Annotated in this window: 17 protein-coding genes; 6 read left to right on the forward strand and 11 right to left on the reverse strand. The window is 68.2% G+C overall.

Annotated features, from left to right (window positions below; all coding sequences use genetic code 11):
* Positions 1 to 300 precede the first annotated feature (300 nt).
* The 6 genes from DIZ26_RS11230 (at position 301) to DIZ26_RS11255 (ending at position 9403) form a co-directional block, all read left to right on the forward strand.
* A complete protein-coding gene (locus DIZ26_RS11230) occupies positions 301 to 1308 on the forward strand; it encodes an ABC transporter permease (protein ID WP_112241081.1) in 1008 nt (335 codons plus the stop codon).
* Between the two features lie 41 nt (positions 1309 to 1349).
* Positions 1350 to 3107 (forward strand): ABC transporter substrate-binding protein, encoded by a 1758-nt coding sequence (locus DIZ26_RS11235; protein WP_112240134.1) that lies wholly within the window; start codon positions 1350 to 1352, stop codon positions 3105 to 3107.
* 94 nt (positions 3108 to 3201) lie between these two features.
* Positions 3202 to 4194, forward strand: a complete 993-nt coding sequence (locus DIZ26_RS11240) for an ABC transporter permease (RefSeq protein WP_112240136.1) — start codon at positions 3202 to 3204, stop codon at positions 4192 to 4194.
* Entirely contained in the window at positions 4191 to 5381 is a 1191-nt protein-coding gene (locus DIZ26_RS11245; protein WP_112240138.1) for an ABC transporter ATP-binding protein, read from the forward strand. Before DIZ26_RS11240 ends, DIZ26_RS11245 begins: the two co-directional genes overlap by 4 nt.
* Before the next feature lie 8 nt (positions 5382 to 5389).
* The gene (locus tag DIZ26_RS11250; RefSeq protein WP_112240140.1) at positions 5390 to 6451 is read left to right on the forward strand and encodes an ABC transporter ATP-binding protein; all 1062 of its coding nucleotides are present in this window, start codon (positions 5390 to 5392) and stop codon (positions 6449 to 6451) included.
* A gap of 87 nt (positions 6452 to 6538) precedes the next feature.
* Positions 6539 to 9403: an AfsR/SARP family transcriptional regulator gene (locus DIZ26_RS11255; protein WP_112240142.1), complete on the forward strand. Its 2865-nt coding sequence runs from the start codon at positions 6539 to 6541 to the stop codon at positions 9401 to 9403.
* 1 nt (position 9404) lies between these two features.
* On the opposite strand, the gene DIZ26_RS11260 is transcribed toward DIZ26_RS11255, so the two are convergent.
* The 11 genes from DIZ26_RS11260 to DIZ26_RS11310 all read right to left on the reverse strand — a co-directional run bounded on the left by DIZ26_RS11260 (position 9405) and on the right by DIZ26_RS11310 (position 21456).
* Complete coding sequence (locus DIZ26_RS11260; RefSeq protein ID WP_112240144.1) at positions 9405 to 10619, reverse strand: low temperature requirement protein A; 1215 nt, start codon at positions 10617 to 10619, stop codon at positions 9405 to 9407.
* A gap of 140 nt (positions 10620 to 10759) precedes the next feature.
* Positions 10760 to 12055, reverse strand: coding sequence for a sugar ABC transporter permease (locus tag DIZ26_RS11265; protein WP_112240146.1), 1296 nt, complete (start codon positions 12053 to 12055; stop codon positions 10760 to 10762).
* Positions 12052 to 12867 carry an ATP-binding cassette domain-containing protein gene (locus DIZ26_RS11270; protein ID WP_112240148.1) on the reverse strand — a complete coding sequence of 272 codons (816 nt, stop codon included), beginning with the start codon at positions 12865 to 12867 and terminating at the stop codon, positions 12052 to 12054. The genes DIZ26_RS11265 and DIZ26_RS11270 overlap by 4 nt, the downstream gene beginning before the upstream one ends.
* 76 nt (positions 12868 to 12943) lie before the next feature.
* Positions 12944 to 14017, reverse strand: a complete 1074-nt coding sequence (locus tag DIZ26_RS11275; protein WP_112240150.1) for a substrate-binding domain-containing protein — start codon at positions 14015 to 14017, stop codon at positions 12944 to 12946.
* A 101-nt stretch (positions 14018 to 14118) separates the two neighbouring features.
* Positions 14119 to 15309, reverse strand: coding sequence for an ROK family transcriptional regulator (locus DIZ26_RS11280; protein ID WP_112240152.1), 1191 nt, complete (start codon positions 15307 to 15309; stop codon positions 14119 to 14121).
* A 236-nt stretch (positions 15310 to 15545) separates the two neighbouring features.
* The gene (locus DIZ26_RS11285) at positions 15546 to 16499 is read right to left on the reverse strand and encodes an adenosylcobinamide-GDP ribazoletransferase (RefSeq protein ID WP_112240154.1); all 954 of its coding nucleotides are present in this window, start codon (positions 16497 to 16499) and stop codon (positions 15546 to 15548) included.
* The gene (locus DIZ26_RS11290; protein ID WP_112240156.1) at positions 16496 to 17203 is read right to left on the reverse strand and encodes a bifunctional adenosylcobinamide kinase/adenosylcobinamide-phosphate guanylyltransferase; all 708 of its coding nucleotides are present in this window, start codon (positions 17201 to 17203) and stop codon (positions 16496 to 16498) included. The genes DIZ26_RS11285 and DIZ26_RS11290 overlap by 4 nt, the downstream gene beginning before the upstream one ends.
* Positions 17196 to 18008 (reverse strand): ECF transporter S component, encoded by an 813-nt coding sequence (locus DIZ26_RS11295; RefSeq protein ID WP_112240158.1) that lies wholly within the window; start codon positions 18006 to 18008, stop codon positions 17196 to 17198. Before DIZ26_RS11295 ends, DIZ26_RS11290 begins: the two co-directional genes overlap by 8 nt.
* Positions 18005 to 19615, reverse strand: coding sequence for an ABC transporter ATP-binding protein (locus DIZ26_RS11300; RefSeq protein WP_112240160.1), 1611 nt, complete (start codon positions 19613 to 19615; stop codon positions 18005 to 18007). Before DIZ26_RS11300 ends, DIZ26_RS11295 begins: the two co-directional genes overlap by 4 nt.
* Positions 19612 to 20709 carry an energy-coupling factor transporter transmembrane component T gene (locus DIZ26_RS11305; protein WP_112240162.1) on the reverse strand — a complete coding sequence of 366 codons (1098 nt, stop codon included), beginning with the start codon at positions 20707 to 20709 and terminating at the stop codon, positions 19612 to 19614. The genes DIZ26_RS11300 and DIZ26_RS11305 overlap by 4 nt, the downstream gene beginning before the upstream one ends.
* Entirely contained in the window at positions 20710 to 21456 is a 747-nt protein-coding gene (locus DIZ26_RS11310; protein WP_112240164.1) for an SCO2322 family protein, read from the reverse strand.
* Positions 21457 to 21655 lie beyond the last annotated feature (199 nt).

A 21655-nucleotide genomic window follows, 5' to 3' on the forward strand; every position in this document is an offset into this window, starting at 1 on the left:
AAAATTGCCACTGACGGTGCTGTGCCGATGCTTTTCGCGAGGTATTGGTCGCTCACCGTGACGATCGGAGACAAATGTTCCGGTCCGGTACCCGTTCCGGTAACGATTTGTGCACTGGTGCCGGGCACCGCTGGTTTGGTGTCACAGTGTCAGGCAGGCTAGCGCGCGGTTGAGGGGGAATCGCCGTGTCAAGGGGATTTGACTCGGGCCCACTCGGAACACCAAATGGCCGGCACGATCTACAGACCGCTGCCGGATCAAGAACACCTGAATCTGGCTGACAGAGCTGACGGAGCGCGAATGAGTATTGGGTCACCTGACTCGACCGTAGGCGTCGAGGAACACCCGGCGTCGGCTGAGCCGGTCCGTGCGGCGTCGGTCGCGCACGGCAAGTCTCCGACCCGGATCGCGATGGACCGGCTCCGCAAGGACAAGCTGGCCATGGTGTGCGTGGGCATCATCTTGTTCTTCATCCTGGTCGCGGTGTTCGCGCCGTTGCTGGCCAAGCTCGAGGGGCAGACCTTCAGCGCGTTCCACACCGACCTGGTGGACGAGTTCGGCTTCCCGACCACCGGGCCGAATTCGCAGCACTGGCTCGGCGTCGAGCCGAAGACCGGCCGGGACAACTTCGCCCGCTGGGTCTACGGCGCGCGTCCGTCGCTGATCGTCGCCTTCTCGGCGACCTTGTTCGGCACCGCCGTCGGTGTGGTCGCGGGCCTGCTGGCCGGCTTCCTCGGCGGCTGGACCGACCGGATCATCTCCTGGATCATCGACTTCGTCCTGAGCCTTCCTTACCTGCTCTTCGCGATCGCGCTGGTGCCGATCGTCGAGTCGATGCGCGGCGGGTCGTTCAACCTGACCCCCGAAGAACAGGCCTCGACCCGGTTCTACGTCTTGATCTTCGTCCTCTCGTTCTTCGGCTGGGCCGGTCTGGCCCGGATCATCCGCGGTGAGGTGCTCTCGCTGCGGGAACGGGAGTTCGTGCTCGCTGCCAAGGCGATCGGCGTTCCCACCCGGCAGGTCCTGTTCAAGGAGCTGCTGCCCAACCTGGTGGCCCCGATCGTCATCTCGGCCTCGCTCTCGCTGCCCGCTTATGTGACGGCGGAAGCAGGTCTGTCCTTCCTCGGAGTCGGTCTGGTCGAACCGGTTCCGTCCTGGGGCCAAACCATCGCGGTTGCCACGAACTGGTTCAAAGCGGACCCGATCTTCTTGTGGCTCCCGGTGCTCGGCATCACCGCTCTGGTGTTGTCGATGGCCCTTCTCGGCGACGCCGTCCGCGACGCCTTCGACCCCAAGACTCGCCGGTAGTACGGCGATTGCCCCAGCGGCAGAAAAGGAGAAACACGACAATGCAGTGGAAACGGATCACCGCGGTGGCGGCAACGGTCATGCTGGCCGCGGTTGCCTGCGGCAGCCCGTCGTCGAACAACAACTCTGGTGGTGGCAAGGTCCAAGAGGGCACCACCCAGGAGAAGGCGACCGACCCGACTGCCAAGGGGCCGGCGGCAGAGATCGATGGTGCCAAGAAGGGCGGCACCGTCACGATCCTGTCCGACGTCACGCCGGACACGTTCGACCCGACGAACATCTACTACGTCGACGGAAACCAGATCGGCAAGCTGTTCTACCGGGCCCTGACCCAGTACAAGCTGGACGAGAAGACCGGTAAGCCTGTTCTGGTGCCGGACCTCGCCGAGGACCTGGGTACGAAGTCGGCCGACGGCCTGACCTGGACCTTCAAGCTGAAGCAGGGCATCAAGTACAGCGACGGCTCCCTGGTCAAGGCCGAGGACTACGCGTACTCGATCAAGCGCTCCTTCGCGCACGAGCTCTACGACTCGGGACCCACGTACCAGATCCAGTTCTTCAAGGACGGCGAGAAGTACAAGGGCCCGTACGCCGCCGGTGGTGACAACTACTCCGGTGTCGAGACGCCGGACCAGAACACCCTGGTCATCCACCTCGCCAAGAAGTTCGACGACCTTCCGTTCTACGCGGCGTTCCCGCTGTTCACGCCGATCCCGAAGTCGAAGGACACCCAGAAGAACTACGAGCAGAAGCCGCTGGCGACCGGTCCGTACATGGTCCAGTCCTACAACGCCGGCACCTCGCTCAACCTGGTGAAGAACCCCAACTGGGACCCGAACACCGACCCGGTGCGGCACCAGTACGTCGACGGCTACAACTTCAAGTTCAGCCAGGACCTGATCAAGGCCCAGCGTCAGGTGCTGGCCAGCAACGGTCCGGACGCCAACGCGCTGAGCTACAGCAACCTCGACACTTCGCTGCTGCCCGAGGTCAAGGACCAGAGCCAGTTGGTCAAGGGTGACGGTCCGTGCACCATCACGCTGCCGATGGACACCCGCAAGATCCCGTTCGAGGTCCGCAAGCTCGTTGCCGCGGCCTACCCGTACGACGCGTGGCGCAAGGTCGCGGGTCTGAACTCGAACGACTCGCCGCCTGCTTCGACGATCCTGCCGCGCGCCGTTCCGGGCTTCGAGAAGTACGAGCTGCCGGGCCTGAACGGAACCGGCAAGGGCGCCCAGGACCCCGCGGTCGCCGCGGACGTCAAGGCGAAGCTGGCCGCGCTCGGCAAGTCGAACTTCGAGCTCAGCCAGTACTACTCGATCGACGACAAGATCTCGACGCAGGTCTTCCAGTTGCGCAAGCAGGTCTTCGAGGCGGCCGGGTTCAAGTACAAGGGCATCGGTGTTGCCAAGGCCAAGATCCGCACCTACACCGGTGACCAGAACGCTCCGGTCAACATCGGCAAGACCCCGGCCGGCTGGTGCTCCGACTGGCCGAGCGGCACCAGCTGGTTCCCGGTGCTGTTCAAGTCCGACGCGATTGCCCTGGGCAACAGCATCGGTCAGCTCCAGGACAAGACGCTGGACGCCGAGATCGACCGCGTCACCGCGCTCGACCCGAACGCCCAGCTCAAGGAGTGGGGCAAGATCGACAAGATGATCCTCGAGAAGTACCTTCCGGCCATTCCGTTGTACTACAGCGCCTCGGACTTCCCGATCGGGAAGAACCTCGGCCACGTGATCAACGACGTGACGCAGGGTATGCCCGAGTTCACCTCGATCTACGTCAAGCAGCCCTGACCGAACGCCTGAGCAACACGTTCGGCTCTGAATGAAGGGGTGGTGACCGGGCCCTCGGTCCGGTCACCACCCTCATCGGTGAGGAGAAAGCCCCGTGCTCTATTTCGTGGCGCGCCGCCTGGTCAGCGCGCTGAGTGTCGTGCTGGTCACGCTGATCGCGACCTTCACGTTGTTCTTCGTCGCCCCCACCGATCCGGCGGCGGCGATCTGTGGCGACCGCAACTGCACCCAGCAGCGGTACAACGAGATCAAGCGCAACCTGCATCTGGACCGCCCGAAGGTCCAGCAGTTCGCGGAGTACACGGCGGGCATCTTCGCCGGCCGCACCTTCGAGACCGCCGGCGTGAAGCAGAAGTGCCCGGCGCCATGCCTCGGCTTCTCCTTCAAGAACGACCGGCCGGTGTACGAGACCCTGAAGACCAGGCTGCCGGTGACGGTTTCGCTGGTGGCGGGCTACGCGGTCCTCGTTCTCACGATCGGTGTCTTCGTCGGCTCGCTGGCCGCGAAGAGACGCGGGACGATGGGTGACCGGGCGCTGATGACCAGCACCTTGGTGCTCAGCTCGATCCCGTACTACATCGTGGCCCTGATGATTTCGCTCTACCTCACCATCCTCTATCCGATCCTGCCGCGCAGTGGGTACACACCACTGACGGAGAATCCCGGGAAATGGGTGGCCGGTCTGCTCACCCCGTGGCTGGTCCTGGGCATCTACAACTGCACGCAGTACGCCCGGTTCTCCCGCGGCTCGATGGTGGAGACGCTGAGCGAGGACTTCATCCGTACGGCGCGCGCCAAGGGCCTGTCGGACCGGGTGGTCACCTACAAGCACGCCTTGCGCTCGGGTCTGATCCCGGTCGTCACGATCTTCGGCCTCGACATCGCCGGCAGCCTCGCCGGTGCCATCTTCACCGAGAAGATCTTCGATCTGCCCGGACTGGGTAACCTGGTGATCGACAGTCTCAACAACTACGACCTGCCGGTGATCATGGGCACGGTCCTGGTCGCCTCGGTGTTCCTGGTGATGATGAACTTCATCGTCGACATCGCCTACAGCCTGATCGATCCGCGGGTGAGGCTCGCGTGACGACACCTGCCGGCGACGAGGGACGCAAGGACCTCCAAGACAGAAAGGTTGGCCAGGAGACCATGGTCGGCACCGTACCCAGCGACGGGGAGGTGGCGCGGGACGCCCGCAATCCCTCCATCGCGACCCGCGAGCGCCGCTCGACGACGCTGACCCCGAGCGGCGAGACGCCGTACCTGGTGGTCGAGGACCTGACCGTCAAGTTCCCGACCGCCGATGGTGTGGTCAGCGCGGTGAACGGGCTGAGCTATGCCGTTCCGCTCGGCCGGACGCTGGCGATCGTGGGTGAGTCCGGGTCGGGCAAGTCGGTGTCGAGTATGGCCGTGATGGGTCTGCACGACCGCAAGCGGACCCGGATCACCGGTTCGATCCGGCTGGGCGGCGACGAGATCGTCGGTCTGCCGGACAGCGAACTGATGAAGATCCGCGGTGACGCGGTCGCGATGGTCTTCCAGGACCCGCAGTCGTCGCTGCACCCGCTGTACACGGTCGGCAACCAGATCTCCGAGGCCTACCGGGTACACCACAAGGTGTCGAAGGATGTCGCGAAGAAGCGCGCCCTGGAGATGCTGGACCTGGTCGGCATCCCGAACCCGATCCGCCGGTTCAAGCAGTACCCGCACGAGTTCTCCGGTGGTATGCGGCAGCGCGCGATGATCGCGATGGGTCTGGTCAACGACCCGAAGCTGGTGATCGCCGACGAGCCGACCACCGCGCTGGACGTCACCGTGCAGGCGCAGATCCTCGATCTGCTGAACAACCTGCAGAAAGAGTTCGGCTCGGCGATCGTGCTGATCACCCACGACCTGGGTGTGGTGGCCGAGATGGCCGACGACGTCCTGGTGATGTACGCCGGCCGCTGTGTCGAGTACGGCACGGCCGAGGACGTGCTGGCCCGGCCGCGGATGCCGTACACGTGGGGTCTGCTGGAGTCGATCCCGACCGTGTCGGCCGCCTCCGAGCGGCTGCGCCCGATCAAGGGCCTGCCGCCGAGCCTGCTGGCCCTGCCCAGTGGTTGCTCCTTCAACCCGCGCTGTCCGTACAAGGACCGGGTGAAGGGCGAGCGCTGCATCACCGACCTGCCGGAACTGCTGCCGGTCGACGGCGCTGGCGCACACACATCCCGCTGCCACCTGCACGACAAGGCCTCGATCTACGAGGCCGAGGTCGCACCGAGACTGGGCTGAGGAGAGACATGAGCAAGACAGTGCGCCCCGTGGATGCGACCACCGGCGGCACGGAGCCTGCGTTGCTGCAGGTCCGCGACCTGAAGATGCACTTCCCGATCAAGGAGGCCGCCGGCCTCGGCCGGACCAAGAAACTGGTCCAGGCCGTCGACGGGGTGAACTTCGACCTGAAGGCCGGCGAGAGCCTCGGGCTGGTCGGTGAGTCCGGTTGTGGGAAGTCGACGACGGGCCGGATGATCACCCGGCTGCTGACGCCGACCGCGGGTCAGATCATCTTCAAGGGCACCGACATCGCCCAGATGAAGGAGAAGGACCTGCGGCCGTTCCGCCGCCAGCTCCAGATCGTCTTCCAGGACCCGTACAGCTCGCTGAACCCGCGGCAGACCGTGTCGAACATCATCAGTACGCCGTTGCGCGTGCACAACCTGGTGAAGCGCGGCAAGGAACTGGAGCGGGTCCAGGAACTGCTCGAGCGGGTCGGCCTGAACCCCGAGCACCACAACCGGTACCCGAACGAGTTCTCCGGTGGTCAGCGGCAGCGCATCGGGATCGCCCGGGCGCTCGCGGTGGAGCCCGAGGTGATCATCGCCGACGAGCCGGTGTCCGCGCTCGACGTGTCGATCCAGGCGCAGGTGATGAACCTGATGGAGGACCTGCGCCGCGACCTGGGCATCGCCTTCGTCTTCATCGCGCACGACCTGGGTGTGGTCCGGCACTTCTGTGACCGGGTCGCGGTGATGTACCTGGGCAAGATCGTCGAGCAGGGAACGCGGGACGAGATCTACGGCGCCCCGCAGCACCCCTACACCCAGGCGCTGCTGTCGGCGGCTCCTGACCTCGGCACGATCCGCGGCGTCCCGCCGAAGGAACGGATCCGCCTGGTCGGCGACGTACCCTCCCCGATCGACCCGCCGAGCGGTTGCCGGTTCCGGACCCGCTGCTGGAAGGCCGAGGACATCTGCGCCACCCAGGAACCGCCGCTGATCGCCCAGGCCAAGTCCGGCCCCGGCCACGCGGCCGCGTGCCACTTCGCCGAGCCGAAGGTCGACCTGACCGCCGCCACGGCCTGATCCAGCTGTCGCAGAGCCGCCCCGACCACCCGGTCGGGGCGGCTCTCGGCCGTCCGGCCCAGGTGGTCGGGTGGTTAAGGTTCGGGCATGGAGTTTCGTTTGCTGGGGGCAGTCGAAGTCCGCGACGGTGGTCGGGCGGTCGCGTTGCCGCGGCGGCAGGAGCGGCTGGTGCTCGCCGTTTTGTTGCTGAGGGCAACTGAAGTCGTGCCGGTGGACGAGTTGGTGGATCTGTTGTGGCCGCAGGATCCGCCGGCGCGGGCGCGAAGTGCCTTGCAGGTGTACGTTTCCCGGTTGCGCAAGGCAGGCGTGCCGATCGAGGGCAGCCGCTCCGGATACGCCGTACGGGTGGAGGCGGAGTCGGTCGATCTCGGGCGGTTCCGGGCGCAGACCGCCCACGCGCGGGCGCTGGAAGATCCTGTACTGCGGTCTGCCGCGCTCACCGAGGCGCTCGGGCTCTGGCGGGGCGAGCCGCTGGCCGACGTGACTTCCGAGCCGGTCCGGGCGCGGTTGTGTGCCGGGATCGAGGAGGAGCGCACAACCGCCCTGGAAGACCGGATCGACGCTGATCTTGCCGCCGGCAAGTACGAGCAGTTGGTGCCCGAACTGGCGCGCCTCGTCGCGGCCGACCCTCTGCGCGAGCGGCTCGTGATCGCCTGGATGACCGCGCTGTACCGGGCCGGACGCAAGCAGGAAGCCCTGACCGCATACGCCGAACTCGCGGAGCGGCTGGCCGATCAGTACGGACTGGATCCGGCCCCGGCGTTGCGGCGGCTGCACCTGGCGATCCTTCGCGACGACCCGCTCGGGCCGGCCAGGTCGACCGCGGACGGGACGACGCCGCGCGAGTTGCCGGTGGACGTCTCGCTGCTGGTCGGCCGGGACGAGTTGCTGGCGGACGGCGTACGGGTGTTGACCGGTGAAGGACGCGAAGAAGCAGCGGTCGTCTGTCTGTGGGGGGCCGCCGGGGTCGGGAAGTCCGCCGCTGCGACGCGGATCGGGCATCTCGTGGCGGAGGCGTTTCCCGATGGTCAGTTGTTCGCCCGGCTGCAGGACGTCGGGGGAGCGGCGGTGCCGGCCCGGACCCTGCTCGGCCGGATGCTGCGGGCAGTGGGAGTTCCGCCGCCGGTTGTCCCGGATTCGCTGGCGGACCGGATCCGGCTCTTCCAGGAGCGGACCGCCGATCGGGCGCTGCTCGTCGTCCTCGATGATGCGCTCGATGCCGAGACCGTCGAACAGTTGCTCCCGTCCGGACCGCGCTGTGCTGCGGTCGTCACGTCCCGGAAGTCCCTTCCAGAGTTGAAGAAAGCGGCTCATCGGCAGGTGTTGCCGCTCGAGGAGGCCACCGGCAACGACCTGCTGGTCAGGCTGATCGGCCGGTCGTTGCGGGACCAGGCGGCGATCGCGACCGTGGCCGCCGCCTGCGCGGGTCTGCCGCTGGCGCTCCGGATTGTCGGTTCGCGGCTGGCGCTGTCCGGCGACGACGCGTTGCCGGCGGTGGCGGGCGCGCTGGCCGATGACGAGGCGCGGCTGGATTCGATGGTGGCCGGCGACCTCGCCGTACGGACCAGCCTGCATCGCAGCCTCAGCCTGGCCGAGCCGCGGACCAGACAACTGCTGGCGCGGTTGTCGCTGGTCGGCGTGGCCGAGTTCCCGGTCTGGGTGGCGGCACCGCTGCTGGACTGCGACGAACCGGCCGGGGCGGCCGCCTTCGATCAGCTCGTGGACCTCGGCCTGGTCGAACTCGCCGGCCTCGAACCGTTCCGTCGCTACAAGATGCACGCACTCGTCCGCTCGTACGCCGCCGAGCAGCTCGCGCAGGCCGGGGACTCCGCAGGACCGATGCGACGCTATCTAGATGCGGTGCACCGCCTGACGGCGCTGGCCGACTCCGGCGTCAATCACGGCTGGACCAGCGCCGCTCATCTGCAGACACCGCCGGCGCCGGTGTTACCGGAGGCCGAGGAGGCGATCGAGGCCGATGCGATCCGGTGGTTCGAATCCAGCTGGGGACTGGTCGATGCTGCCGCGCGCTCGGCCCTTGCCACCGGAGCCCCGGAGCTCGCGGCCACGATCGGTTTGTTCCTGATCGGCTACCTCGGTGTTCGGGAGCTGCGCGAAGCCCGCAACGACCTGCTGACCACCATCAGGGACGTGCTGGCCGAGACCGGTCCGCTGGAGCTGCTGGTCCGGATCGAGCTGGCCAGGCACACCTACCGGGTCGTGCCTCCGGCCGAGCGCCGAAGCGAGGGTGAGCGGCTGCGCGAGCTCGCCGAGCAGACCGGCTCGCTGGACCTGCAGGCCCGCGCCGAACTGCAGATCGCGATGGCCTCGGTACAGCTGGCCGACTATCAGCGCAGTCGCGAGCACGGTCTCGCCGCGCTCGCCCTGATCGAGCGGCCGGACGGCCCGAAACATCTGCACTTCTTCGTGCTGCGCGACCTGATGCACGTCGCCGCGGAACTGAAGGACTACGACGCCTCCATCAGCTGGGGCGAACAGGCCATCGGGCTCGCTCCGCCGGACAGCAACGTGCAAGCCGAAGCCCGGGTGGTGCTCGGCGAGATCCAGGCCGAGATCGAGCAGTACGACGCTGCCGAGGCGCAGCTCACGAAGGCGGTGGAGATATTCGGCGCGTTGTCCAACGACCATGGCGCCGCCCAGACCAACTCCCTGCGGGCGGCCATCGCGGCCAAGCAGGGCAGGCTCGACGAGGCCCGCGCGCTCCTGACCCAGCCCAAGGCCCTGTACGCCGAGACTGCCAGCCGTTATCTGTGGCTCCGGATCGGCCTGGCCGAAGCCGACATCGCGATGGCGGCCGGCGACTACGCCGAGGGCCGGCGTATCCGGCTCGAGCTGATCGAGGAGGTCGTTGCCTCCGGCGACAAGTCGGTCGAGCAGTTCATCCGCGACCAGCTCGACAACGATCCGCGCGACCCCGCGAACCGGCGCTGAGCTACTCGTGGGTGCCGTGCCGTAGTTCCTCACGTTCGCGGGCATAGCGGACCGCCTCGAAGGCGACCAGCAACGACAACAGCACAGCCAGTACTGCGACCTGGGCGAGCGCCGAAAGGTGGGCGACGGCCGGGATCGCGATGAGGCAGAGCGCTGCCGTGACCAGGCGGCTCACGCCGAGCCGATGAGTGGTCCGCCACTTGAAGCCGACGTGACCGAGCAGGTAGAGCACGACGCCGGCGAAGAGTGCGTAAAGGCCGATGCCTTTGAGTGGGTCGTCCAGGTGGTGGTGTTCGCTGTCGCCGACGTACTCCAGCACCTTCTTCAACCCCAGCGCGAGCAGCACGATGCCGGCGACCATCGGGAAGTGCAGGAAGGTGTACGCGTCGCGGCCGAGCTTCGGCCGGGTCTCCAGCGGTTCCGAGGCAAGCGCCTGTTCGCCGTACTGGGCGGTGGCGTCGAAGTAGATCCACCACAGGGCCGAGGAGACGATCAGTCCGAGCAGGGCGGCGAGCAGGATCGGCCAGGAGATCGGCAGGTCGGTGACTCCGACGCCGATCGCGACGATCGACTCGCCGAGCGCGATGATCACGATCAGGCCGTGCCGCTCGGCGAAGTGGGCCGCCGACCGCAGCCGCCAGCCGCGGGCGTCGATCAAGTAGGTGCCGCCGTAGTCCGCGGCCAGCGCGAGGGCCCAGAACAGGGTCTGGTTGTTGCCGTGGAACTGCGAGGCGACCAGCAGCAACGCCGTGCCGGCCAGCATCGAGGGCGCGAACCTCAGCAGCGTCCGGCGCAGTCCGGCGTCGCCGTCGGCGATCAGCCAGAACAACCACAGGTGCATCGCGCGGAAGACGAAGTACGCGATCGCGATCACCACCGGACCGGGCAGGCCGCCGGGCAGGTCGTGGAACGCCTCCGGGATGGCCAGGGCGATCACGAACATCGCCGCCATCGCGGCCACCATCACGCCGCGGACCGATCCCTCGTCGGCCTTGACCAGGTTGCACAACCAGGAGAACCCGATCCAGCTCCACCACAGCAGCCCGATCAGCAACAGGCCACGCAGTACGCCCTGCCAGCTCAGGTCGTGCGCCATCAGCGCGGTGATCTGGGTCAGCGCGAAGACGAAGACCAGGTCGAAGAACAGTTCCAGCGTGGTGACGGAATGGTCCTCGGTGGTCGGCTGCGCCTTGATCGACGCCCGGCGGATGCTCATGGCCCACATTCTGGCCCATGCCGATCGGGGCACAAGGCAACGGACCGTCGCTCCGGGCGGGGAGCGACGGTCCGTCGTACTGGGGGTTGGAACGGCGGGCCCTCGCCGAGCAGGGGTCTGACGAGGGCCCACCGGGTCGGTTACGCGCGGCCGTGCGCCTGCCGGCTGCGACGGCTGAGCGAGTCGATCGTGACGGCGACCAGCAGGACGCCGGCCGTCACCATGTAGCGCACGCTGGAGTCCAGGCTGAGCAGCGCCAGGCCGTTGGAGATCGACATGATCACCAGCGCGCCGAGGAGTGCGGAGTACGCCGAACCGCGGCCACCGAAGAGGCTGGTGCCACCGATGACGGCAGCGGCGATCGCGTTCAGGTTGGTGTCCCCGCCACCGGTGCTCTGGTTCACCGCGATCAGCCGGGCGGTGGCCAGGATGCCACCGACGGCGGCGAAGGTGGAGCACGCCGCGAAGACCGACAGGTAGATGAACCGGACGTTGATACCGGCCCGCCGGGCCGCCTCCACGTTGCCGCCGACCGCGACCACCGAACGGCCCCAGCGGGTCCGCCGGATCATGAAGTCGGTGGCCAGCACCAGGGCGACGAAGAGCAGGAACATCGACGAGACACCACGGTCGCCGTTCAGGACCAGGACCGGGATCAGCAGGACCAGGGCGAGCGCTGCGGCCTTGATCGCGATCATCGCGGTGGGCGCCGTGGACAGCCCTGCGGCCGCACGGGCGCCTCGGTTGCGCAGCCGGCTCAGCGCGTACGCCGCGACGACCACCGCGACCAGCCCGTAGGCCAGTGCCGGCGACAGGAAGCTCTGGGTGGCGAACTTCACGATGCCGGAATCGAACGGGATGTTCAGCGTGCCTTCCTTGCCGAGCACCAGCAGCTGGAGACCGAGGAAGCCGAGCAGACCCGCCAGGGTGATGACGAAGCTCGGTACGCCGAAGCGCGTGTACAGCGCGCCGTAGAACAAGCCGATCACCAGGCCGAGCAGCGCCGAGACCACGAGCGACAGCAGCAGCGGCCAGCCCTTGTTGACGAACGTCACGCCGAGCACGGCACCGGCCAGGCCGCTGACCGAACCGACCGACAGGTCGATCTCGCCGAGCAGCAGGACCAGAACGATGCCCAGGGCAATGACTCCGACCGAGGTCGTCTGCAGGGTCAGGTTGACCAGGTTGCGGCTGGACAGGAAGGAGCTGTTGGCGATCTGGAAGACCGCCCAGATGATGACCAGGCCGACCACGACCGGCACCGACCCGAGATCACCGGAGCGCAGCCGCGAGGTGAAGGCGGAGATCGCTCCGCTGACGCCGTTGCTGGCGATCAGGCGCTCGTCCTGCAGGTCGGCGGGCAGTGCCGCCGCCTCCTGGGCTTCCGGCACGGTGTCCTGCACGGGAGCCTTCGATCCGTCGACCGGGGTGCTCATGATGCGGAACCTTCCTGCCGGGTCCGGCGCGCCGCGCGCTCGGAGACTGCGTTGTCGGTGGCGCCGGTGATCGCGGCGATGATGTCCTGCGACTTGGTCTCGCTGACGGTGAAGACGCCGTTGTTCCGGCCGAGCCGCAGTACGGCGACCCGGTCGGCGACCGCCATCACGTCGGCCATGTTGTGGCTGATCAGGATGACCGCCAGCCCGCGCTCGCGGAGTCGCTCGACCAGGTTGAGGACCTCGGCGGTCTGAGCGACGCCGAGGGCCGCGGTCGGCTCGTCCAGCATGACGACCTTCGGCTGACCGAGCAGGCTGCGGGCGATCGCGACCGTCTGCCGCTGACCGCCGGACAGGCTGGCCACCGGGATCCGGACGCTCGGGATCTTGGCGGACAGCTGGCGGAGCAGCTCCCAGGAGGAGCGTTCCATCTCCACCTCGTCGAGCACCTTGCCGTTGCGCAGTTCGCGCCCGAGGTACAGGTTCGCGACCACGTCGAGGTTGTCGCACAGCGCCAGGTCCTGGAAGACGGTGGCGATGCCGAGCTGCTGTGCCTCGGCCGGACTGCCCACTCGCACCTCCGCCCCGTCGAACACCATCGAGCCGTCGTCGGCGGTGTAGACGCCGGCGATGGTCTTCACCAGCGTCGACTTGCCGGCGCCGTTGTCGCCGACCAGCGCGAGCACCTCGCCGGCCCGGACATCGAGCTCGATGTTCTTCAGCGCCTGGACGGCGCCGAACCGCTTCGAGACGCCCCGCAGCGACAGCACCGTGCCGGTGCCCACTGTTGCAGGGGTGGGAGTGACAGTCATTGATCAGCCTCCTGAGGCTTACGGACACACAGTTCCGGCGTGCGCCCCCGGGACAGGGGCACACACCGGAACGGGCTTACTTGAGGCCGGCGGCTGCGCAGGCTGCCTGGAACGACGCGGTGCAGATGTCGGTGACCTTGTAGATCCCGTCCTTCACCACAGTGTCGTTGATGTTGGCCTTGGTGACGGCGATCGGGTCCAGAATCGTCGCGGGAACACCCTTGAAGTCGCTGGTCGAGTCGGCCTTGCCGCCACCGGCGAGCGCGACGGCGGCCTTGGCGGCGGCCTCGGCCTGCGGCTTGACGGCCTTGTAGATCGTCATCGCCTGGTCGCCGGCGACGATCCGCTGGATCGCGGCGAGCTCGGAGTCCTGACCGGTGACCGGCGGCAGCGGCTTCACGCCACCACCCTTGAGGGCCGCGATGGCGCCACCGGCGGTGCCGTCGTTGGCGGCGTACACGCCGACGAGGCCGTTCTTGATCGCGCTGAGCTGGCCTTCCATCCACGCCTGGGCCTTGTCCGGGCTCCAGTCCGGGGTGTCGAACTCGGCGGCGACCTTGTAGCCGCTGCTGTCGAGCACGCTGTGCGCGCCCTTCTTGAAGTCGGCCGCGTTCGGGTCGGTCGGCGAGCCGTTGATCACGGCCAGGTTGCCGGTGGTCTTGCCGGCCGCCTTCAAGGTGTCGACCAGGGTCTGCGCCTGCAGCTTGCCGACCGTCTCGTTGTCGAACGAGACGTAGTAGTTGGCGCCGTCGATGAAGCGGTCGTAGGCGATGACCGGAACGTTCTGCGCCTTCGCGGCGGCGACGACCGCGGCGGCGGCCTTGCCGTCGACCGGGTCGAGCACGAGCACCTTGGCGCCCTGGGTCAGCGCGGCCTCGGCCTGCTGCTGCTGCTTGGCCGCGTCCTGGTCGGCGTTGCTGTAGATCAGCTCGCAGTCGGCGCAGTCGGTCTTCAGGGCCGCGGTGAACAGCGGCCGGTCGAGGCTCTCGTACCGGGTGGTCTTCGACTCGGGCAGCAGCAGCGCGATCTTGTTACCGGACTTGCTGCCTCCCGCGTCGGACTTGTCGTCCGACCCACAAGCGGCCAGCGAGAGGGCAACGGCGGTGACGGCGATGCCGAGGCCGAGCAGACGGGTTGGTGACACGGACATAGCGACTCCTTGACGTGAGGGCCCGAGTAGGCCTGAGCAGAGTCAAGGTCACAACCGGCCTTGACGTCAAGGCTTGAATTCAAGAAATAGACATATCGTTGTTACACGGTTGTCTCCGCCGGCTTGGCGGCCCGCGCGTGACTGAGCACCGATGCCAACTCGATGGCACCGAGCACATCCGCTTCGTCACCGAGTTCAGCCGGCCGTAACTCGACTGTCGCGGCGGCACTGGGGATCGCGCAGCGGTCGAGCGCCTCCCGGAGCGGGACCATGATCAGGTCGCCGGCCTCGGCCAGCTTGCCGCCGACCACGATCACCTCGGGGTTGAACAGGTTCACCAGACCGGCCACGGCGACGCCGACCCGGCGGCCCGCGTCCTCGATCACGCGGCGGCAGCCCAGATCCCCGGCCAGCGCCCGGGTGATGATGTCGCGCAGGCGGAGTGGGCCGTGCGAGGCGGCGAGGCTGCTGAGCAGTGCCCGGGAGCCGACGAAGGTGTCGAGGCACCCGCGGTTGCCGCACCGGCAGATCGGGCCGTTCTCGTCGATGGTGAGGTGCCCGATCTCGCCCGCCGTACCGGCCGAGCCGCGGAAGACCTCGCCGCCGAGCACGATACCGGCGCCCACGCCGTACGAGAACTTCAGGTAACAGCCGTGCTGTACGCCGCGGAGCGCGCCGGCCCGAAGCTCGCCGAGGGCGGCCAGATTCGCGGTGTTGTCCAGGACGACCGGGGCGCGGAGGTGACCGGCCATCGCCTCGGCGACGTTGACGCCGCGCCACCCCGGGAGGACCGCGTCTGAGCCGGCCTGGCCGCTGACGGAGTCCACCGGTGCGGGCAGGCCGAAGCCGATCGCGCCGATGTCCTCCACGCCTGCGCCGACCGTCTCGGCCAGGTCGGCGAGCAGCCGGGCCGCGCGTTCCATCCCGTCGTCGGCGACGTGGTCGGCCTGCAGCGGCATCAGTTGCTGGGCGAGGATCTCGCGGCTCTCGGACGCGATCGCGACGCGGACATCACGCTCACCGAACGCGACGCCGGCGAGCAGGCCGCCGCCTGAAGCCAGCGACACCAGTACTGCGCGGCGCCCGTTGCGGATGCTGCGGGAGAGTCCGACCAGGCCGGCTTGGTCGAGTTCCTTGACCATGTTCGACACGGTCGCGGCGGACAGACCGGAGGCGGCGGCGATCTCCACCTGCGTCAGCGGCCCGTGCTGGCGGACAACCCCCAGAACGCGCTCGCGGTTGGCTTCGCGGAGCGAAGCCTGCGAGCCAGGCGCGGGGCGGGTTGCGTTCATTACATAAAGATAACGGATCGCGGCGCTTTCGCGGCCTCTCGGATTGTCCCCACCCGGAAAGTGATCGCCATGTGTCCTCGTCGTTACGCGTAGTCCTGTCCGGCCAAGCCCCCGGCAGGACAGTAATGCACCCACCGGTCAGCACCCCGCACCACCACCGAGCGAGTCTGTCACCGCTCCAGCAACACAACGGCCAGTCAGGTCGGCGAGACGGCTCGTCGGGGCGGGGGAGTCTGTCAGCTGGTCAGGGCGAGGGTGAGTAGGGCAGCGGCGAGGGCGAGTTCGACGGTGGCGCCGAGGGTGTCGCCGGTGATGCCACCGAATGCCGCGCGAGCTTTTCGGATCATCAACAGGCCGAGTGCGATCGCGACGACAAGAGCAAGCGCGGCGCCGAGGAGGTGGGCGCCGATCGGGGCTGAGGCCACACCGGTGGTGTGCTCGATGAGGCCCGCGGGGGTGCGATCGGCGTATGCGGTGAGGGTGACTGCGGCGAGGGTGAGGGTGGTGGTGATGAGAGCGGCGAGGGTGGGGACGGTGGAGGCGACCATGGCGCCTAGGCCGTCGGGTCTTGCTGACGGGACGGTGGTGCGGCAGGACCAGGGGAGGGTGAGGCGGCTGGCGACGGTAGCGATGAGGATCGCTTGCCACCCGAAGCCGGACTGGATGCAGGCGGTCAGGGCGGCGACGTCGATCAGCAGCACGGCCACGATCGACACGACGCCGAACGGGCCGATGTCGCTCTGCTTCATGATCCGCAGCATCGTCTCGCGATCGCGCCGGCTGCCCAGCCCGTCCGCGGTATCAGCCAGCCCATCGAGGTGCAGCCCGCCGGACAACATCACCAGCACCACAACGCCCAGTACTGCGGCCAGCAGCGGCGCACCGGGCTGCAATGCGTGTACGCCGGCCACGACGGCCGCCGCGATCGCGCCCAGCAACAACCCGACCAGAGGAGCCAGCACCATCGCCTTCCCGGCCACCGTGCGATCCACGACACGCGGCATCGGCGCGGGCACCACAGACAAGGTCCCGACCGCCAACCTGACCCCATCACCCCACGGACCCCACCCACCCAGCCTCGCCTCGCCGCTGTGGGAGGCCAGCTCGTCGCCGGTGTTGAGTCGTGGCTCGTCGCTGGTGCTGGGGGTGTCCTCTGGGTCGGGCTGTGGAGTGCCGCTGTTGGTGGTCATAGGGGGATGGTTCGTCCTGCTACGCACCACAGGACGTTGTCGGAGCGGTGGGCAATGGTTGCGTTGAGGCGGCCCATCAGGTCGCGGTAGAGGCGGGTGCCGGCGTCGGCGGGGACGACGCCCGATCCGACCTCGTTGCTGACGGCAACCACTAGCCGCGGCGTCGCCGACCATGCGGCTGCGAGTTGGTCGATCCGCCTCTCCACCTCGGAGACCCGGGCGTGGTCGGACCAGACTTCGCAGTCGTCCATCACCCTGGCGAGCCAAAGCGTCAGGCAGTCGATCAGCAACGGTGGACCGTCCGACGCCAGCAGTGGAACGAGATCGACCGTCTCCACCAGACCCCAACTCGCCGGGCGTCGCGAACGGTGCTTCGCGATCCGCTCGGCCCACTCGGGGTCGTCAGGTGTTCCGGTGTAGCCGGTCGCCACATAGACGGTGTCCAGGTGGTCGCGCAGGAGTCGCTCCGCTTCGGTCGACTTGCCCGACCGGGCCCCGCCCAGGACGAGGGTCCGGTGGCCCGACGTGATCGGTGCGGTCCAGGCGAGCCGCTCGCCATCCGGCGTACGGACGTCGTAGCGGAGACCGTTCGGCGTACGGCTGGTTGTCACCTCGTAGCCCTCGACCGCGACGATGCCATCAACACCTAGCCGCAGGACGCCGTCGACCACTGCGCCGTCGGGGCCGGTGACGAGCTCAGCCATCGTTGCGGCTTCCTGCTTCGAAGACGACCGGTACGTCGAAGGCCGCCTTGCGTGCTGTCCGGCGGAACGCGTTGAGGACCGGCCGGCCGAGGACGAGGACCAGTACTGCGCACAGGATGCCGCGGGGGATGTCCCAGCCCAGTGAGGTGGCTACGACGAACAGGAAGTACCGGTGCAGGTTCTCCACGAGTGAGTCGCCGGGGACGAAGGAGAAGTCGCTGCCGAAGGTCGCGTACGGCCAGAACCACAGGTTCATCACCAGGCCGTAGAGGACGCCAGCGACCATCGAGTACGCGGCCAGCAGCAGCACTTCCAGCCGGCCGCCAAGACGGGGGAGCAGACCCGCGAAGCAGCCCACCCACGCGCAGGCGAACATCTGGAACGGCATCCACGGTCCGACGCCACCGCTGATCATCGCGCCGGCCAGCAGCGACAGCGAACCCAGCACGAACCCGAAGCCCGCACCGAAGGCACGGCCGGCCAGGATCAACAGGAAGAACCCAGGCTCGAGACCTGCCGTGCCAGGGCCGAGTGCACGGAGCGCAGCACCCACTGCCGCCAGCATGCCGAGCAGAGAAATCACCTTGGCGTCGATCGCCGATTCAGCGAGCTCTGCCAGTACTACGGCCACCAGGAGCGGCAGCAGCAGCACGAACAACCATGGCGCGTCGGTAGTGTGCCCGAGGGCCGATTCGCCACCCTGCGAGCTGTGCCAGAACAGCGGCCAGCCGAACGCGAGTAGGCCGACCAGCGAGGCCAGCACGAGTGTCGCCGTACTGCGTGGCTTGAGGCGGATCAGTCTCATGAGGCCCGGTCCAGAGCGGTCGCAACCTCGCCGACGGTGAGGAAGGGCAGCGGGGCAAGGATCTTCGCCACCTGCGGCGCAAAGGCTGGAGAGCCCGCTATGACGGTCGCGGTCTCGCCGTCGCTCACCAGTTCGCCGTCAGCCAGGACCAGGACCCGGGTAGCTACCTCAGCGACCATCTCGACGTCGTGCGTCGACAGCACGACCGCGTGGCCGGCTGCTGCGAGTTCGCGCAGGATCTCGACCAGGCGGCGCTTGGCGCCGTAGTCCAGGCCACGCGTCGGCTCGTCCAGTAACAGCAGCGGGGGAGCGCCGCAGAGCACGACCGCGAGGGCGAGGCAGAGGCGTTGCCCTTCCGACAGGTCGCGCGGATGCTGCTGGTGGTCGATGTCCGGAGCGAGTCGCTCGAGCAGCGCTTGGCAGCTTCCGGCGGGCACCCCGAAGTCGGAGTCGGCTCCGGCGCATTCGGCGGCCACAGTCGCGGCGTACAAGAGGTCTGCGGGCTCTTGCGGTACGAGTCCGACTGACTTGACGAGCTGCTTGGGGCGCGTACGTCGTGGGTCGGCGCCGGCCGCGCTCGCAGTACCGGAGCGTGGTGTGACCAGACCGACCAGTGCGTTGAGCAACGTCGACTTGCCGGCGCCGTTGCGGCCCATCAGGGCAACGATCTCGCCGGCCTTGATGGACAAGGAGACCCCGCGCAGCGCCGTGATGTTGCCGTAGGCCACGACCAGGTCGTTGCACTTGGCAAGCTCACGGCCCTCGACCGGGACCGGCCGGAGCGGAGCATGGTCGGCCAGTTGGCCCCTGAGCGCGACCGCGGCACGTCGGGCGTCGCGGACCGACAGTGGCAGCGGTGACCAGCCGGCCAGGCGACCGAGCTCGACAACAGGAGGTGCGACCGGCGCGCTGACCATCAGGTCGACCGGAAGACCGGTGGTCACGGCAGTCGATCCGCCTGGCACCTCGATCACCCGGTCGGCGTACTGGATGACGCGCTCGAGCCGGTGCTCCGCCATCACGACAGTGACGCCCAGGTCGTGCACCAGCCTTTGCAAGGCCGCCAGCACTTCCTCGGCAGCTTGCGGATCCAGCGCCGACGTCGGCTCATCGAGAACCAGTACTGCGGGGTGCGAAGTCAGCGCCGCGCCGATGGCCGTCCGCTGTCGTTGACCTCCGGACAGCGAAGTCAAGGCGCGGTCGCGCACGTCGGCCAACCCCAACAGATCAAGGGTTTCCTCGACCCGTCGGCGCATCACATCCGGAGCGACGCCAAGAGATTCCATGCTGTAGGCAAGCTCGTCCTCGACGGTGTCGGTGACGAACCCGGCCATCGGGTCCTGCCCGACGATGCCGACCACGTCGGCCAGATCGCGCGGCCGGTACTCGCGGGTGTCGCGGCCGTTCACCAGTACCCGGCCGGCCAGGGTGCCGCCGGTGAAGTGCGGGACCAGGCCGTTGATGGTTCGCAGCAGGGTGGACTTGCCGGACCCGGTGCGCCCGATCACCAACGCCAGTTCGCCTTCCGGAACGGTGAAGCTGACATCGCGGATCGCGGGTTCCTTGGCGCCCGCGTACGTGACCGTGACGCGGTCGAACTCGATCATGCGGGCACCAGTTCTGCGCGTCGGGTCAATGGGGGTGCTGCGAAGGCGGGAGCGATGCCGATCAACAGGCCGATGACGGGGACGACAGGTACGGGCGGGATCACGAGTGGTCCGGCCAGGACGAGGCCGTTCATTCCGCGAGCGGACGCGACGATCATGGTTGCTGCCGCTGCGGCGCCTGCAGCTGTGACGAGCCACTCGGGTAGTGCCCACGGGTCTGGGCGGTAGCGGGTTCTGGTCACTCGCTGGCGGCCGTAGGCCATTGCCCCGACAGCAAGGAGCAAACCGATGGCCAGGGCCGCAGCGGCTACTGGGAACGCCATAGCGTCTGTGAGAAGCGAGTAGACGCCCAGTGCGATGCCCAGCAGGCCTAGCAGCACAGAGCCGCCGGTGATTCTGCGCTGCCGACGCGGAACCTGGGCCGTGCGGCCGTAGCCGCGAGAGTCCATCGCTGCGGCCAGTTCGACCGACCTGTCCAGAGCGCCTTCCAGTACGGGCATCGCCGTAGTGCGGAAGGAGCCTCTGGTGCGGCCGCGGAGCCGGCGGGCACCGCGGATCCGTCGCGCGTCGACGACGAGTTGCGGGGCGAAGGTCAGCGCGACCACGCAGGCGACGCCCATCTCGTAGAGGGCCCCAGGCAACGACTTGAGCAACCTGCGTGGGCTGGCCAGCGCGTTGGCCGCACCGATGCAACACAGCATCACGGCGAGCTGGCCCCCGTCGTACAGGGCTGTCAGGACGGCTTCGGCGGTTACTTCGCCGCCTAGCTTCACGCCGTTCGCCCAATCCGGTAAGGGGAGTTGCGGAAGCGTGAAGAGGACGGTGTTGCCTTGGGACCGGGTCGACAGGAGCGCCTGGAGCAGTATGCGCAGGCCGATGACGACCAGACCGAGCTTGAGGAACGCGACGTAGCTGTTGGCCCAGGGCGCGTCACTGCGGCGAGCTGCGACCACGAAGCCCGCGACGGCGAGGATCAGGACCAGCAGGACCGGGTTGCGGGTCCTGCTGGCGGCAACGGCGAGGCCGAGCGCCCACAACCACCAGGCCCCCGGGTGCAGAACCCGGGGGAGCGTGAGGTGGTGGACGGCGCGCACTTACTGCCCTGCGTGCTGGCTGCTGCGACGGCGGCTCAGGACGAGGCCACCACCTGCCAGCAGTAGGACGACGACTGCCGCGATGATGATGCCCGTCCAGGGCGCCCCGCCGTCCTTGTCCTGCTTGACCGGTGCAGTGGTGGGCGAGTTTGCGCCGGGCGTGGCAGTCGGGATGAGCGTCGAGCCGACCGGTGCCTGGATCTGCAGCTGAACGGACTCCTCGGTCGCGGGGAGCTTGACGTTGTTCAGTTGCTGGCCGCACCCGGTCTCCGGGTAGCCATCGATGCCACAGGTGAGGCCCTTCTCGATCCGGACCGGTCCGACCGCCGCGAGGATCTTCGCGCCGGTAGCAGCCGGATCTGTGACCACGCAGGTCCCGGTCGCGGCGGGCGGCGCCTGACCGCTCGCCGAGTCGGCCTGCGTGCCCGGGTCGATCACCAGGGCGACCCGCTTCTTGCCGGCCTCGACCGGCGTCGTACCGCAGATCGCCTGGAAGTCACCGGCAGCGCGAGGCATTCGCGGGTTGGCTTCGGTGCCGACGGCGTAGCGCCAGCCCTCGACGCCGCCGTCCGTCGGTACCACGCCGTCCGGGCCCTTCTGCGCGAAGGCCCACTTGCCCCCGGTCCACTGGTAGTAACCCCAGTAGCGGTAGCCGTTCTCCGCGTTGGCGGTCGTCGTGACGGTCCCCGCCAGCAGGAGACCCGCCAGCAGGCTGAGGACCAGTCGTACGGTCCGATGTGCACTCATTTGTCTGTCCTCGCTCAGGCCGGGACCCCGGTGGAGGACTTCGCGCCGAACCGGCGACGGAAGGTCGGGCCGAGCGGCCCGGCTCCACCCGCGGACCTCGGCGGGTTGGTGAGCCTGCAGCCCGTGTCACAGTGGTCCGGCTCGCCGGGTGAGTCGCTGGGACCACCACGGCCTACGGTTGCGGGTCAGCGCCGGGTTT

The organism is Kribbella monticola (assembly GCF_003261635.1).
In the GTDB taxonomy this organism is placed as follows: Bacteria; Actinomycetota; Actinomycetes; order Propionibacteriales; family Kribbellaceae; genus Kribbella; species Kribbella monticola.

Coding starts and splice junctions, on each gene's coding strand:
- DIZ26_RS11230 (WP_112241081.1), top strand. CDS start 301: ATGAGTATTGGGTCACCTGACTCGACCGTAGGCGTCGAGGAACACCCG.
- DIZ26_RS11235 (WP_112240134.1), top strand. CDS start 1,350: ATGCAGTGGAAACGGATCACCGCGGTGGCGGCAACGGTCATGCTGGCC.
- DIZ26_RS11250 (WP_112240140.1), top strand. CDS start 5,390: ATGAGCAAGACAGTGCGCCCCGTGGATGCGACCACCGGCGGCACGGAG.
- DIZ26_RS11255 (WP_112240142.1), top strand. CDS start 6,539: ATGGAGTTTCGTTTGCTGGGGGCAGTCGAAGTCCGCGACGGTGGTCGG.
- DIZ26_RS11260 (WP_112240144.1), bottom strand. CDS start 10,619: ATGAGCATCCGCCGGGCGTCGATCAAGGCGCAGCCGACCACCGAGGAC.
- DIZ26_RS11265 (WP_112240146.1), bottom strand. CDS start 12,055: ATGAGCACCCCGGTCGACGGATCGAAGGCTCCCGTGCAGGACACCGTG.
- DIZ26_RS11270 (WP_112240148.1), bottom strand. CDS start 12,867: ATGACTGTCACTCCCACCCCTGCAACAGTGGGCACCGGCACGGTGCTG.
- DIZ26_RS11275 (WP_112240150.1), bottom strand. CDS start 14,017: ATGTCCGTGTCACCAACCCGTCTGCTCGGCCTCGGCATCGCCGTCACC.
- DIZ26_RS11280 (WP_112240152.1), bottom strand. CDS start 15,309: ATGAACGCAACCCGCCCCGCGCCTGGCTCGCAGGCTTCGCTCCGCGAA.
- DIZ26_RS11285 (WP_112240154.1), bottom strand. CDS start 16,499: ATGACCACCAACAGCGGCACTCCACAGCCCGACCCAGAGGACACCCCC.
- DIZ26_RS11290 (WP_112240156.1), bottom strand. CDS start 17,203: ATGGCTGAGCTCGTCACCGGCCCCGACGGCGCAGTGGTCGACGGCGTC.
- DIZ26_RS11295 (WP_112240158.1), bottom strand. CDS start 18,008: ATGAGACTGATCCGCCTCAAGCCACGCAGTACGGCGACACTCGTGCTG.
- DIZ26_RS11300 (WP_112240160.1), bottom strand. CDS start 19,615: ATGATCGAGTTCGACCGCGTCACGGTCACGTACGCGGGCGCCAAGGAA.
- DIZ26_RS11310 (WP_112240164.1), bottom strand. CDS start 21,456: ATGAGTGCACATCGGACCGTACGACTGGTCCTCAGCCTGCTGGCGGGT.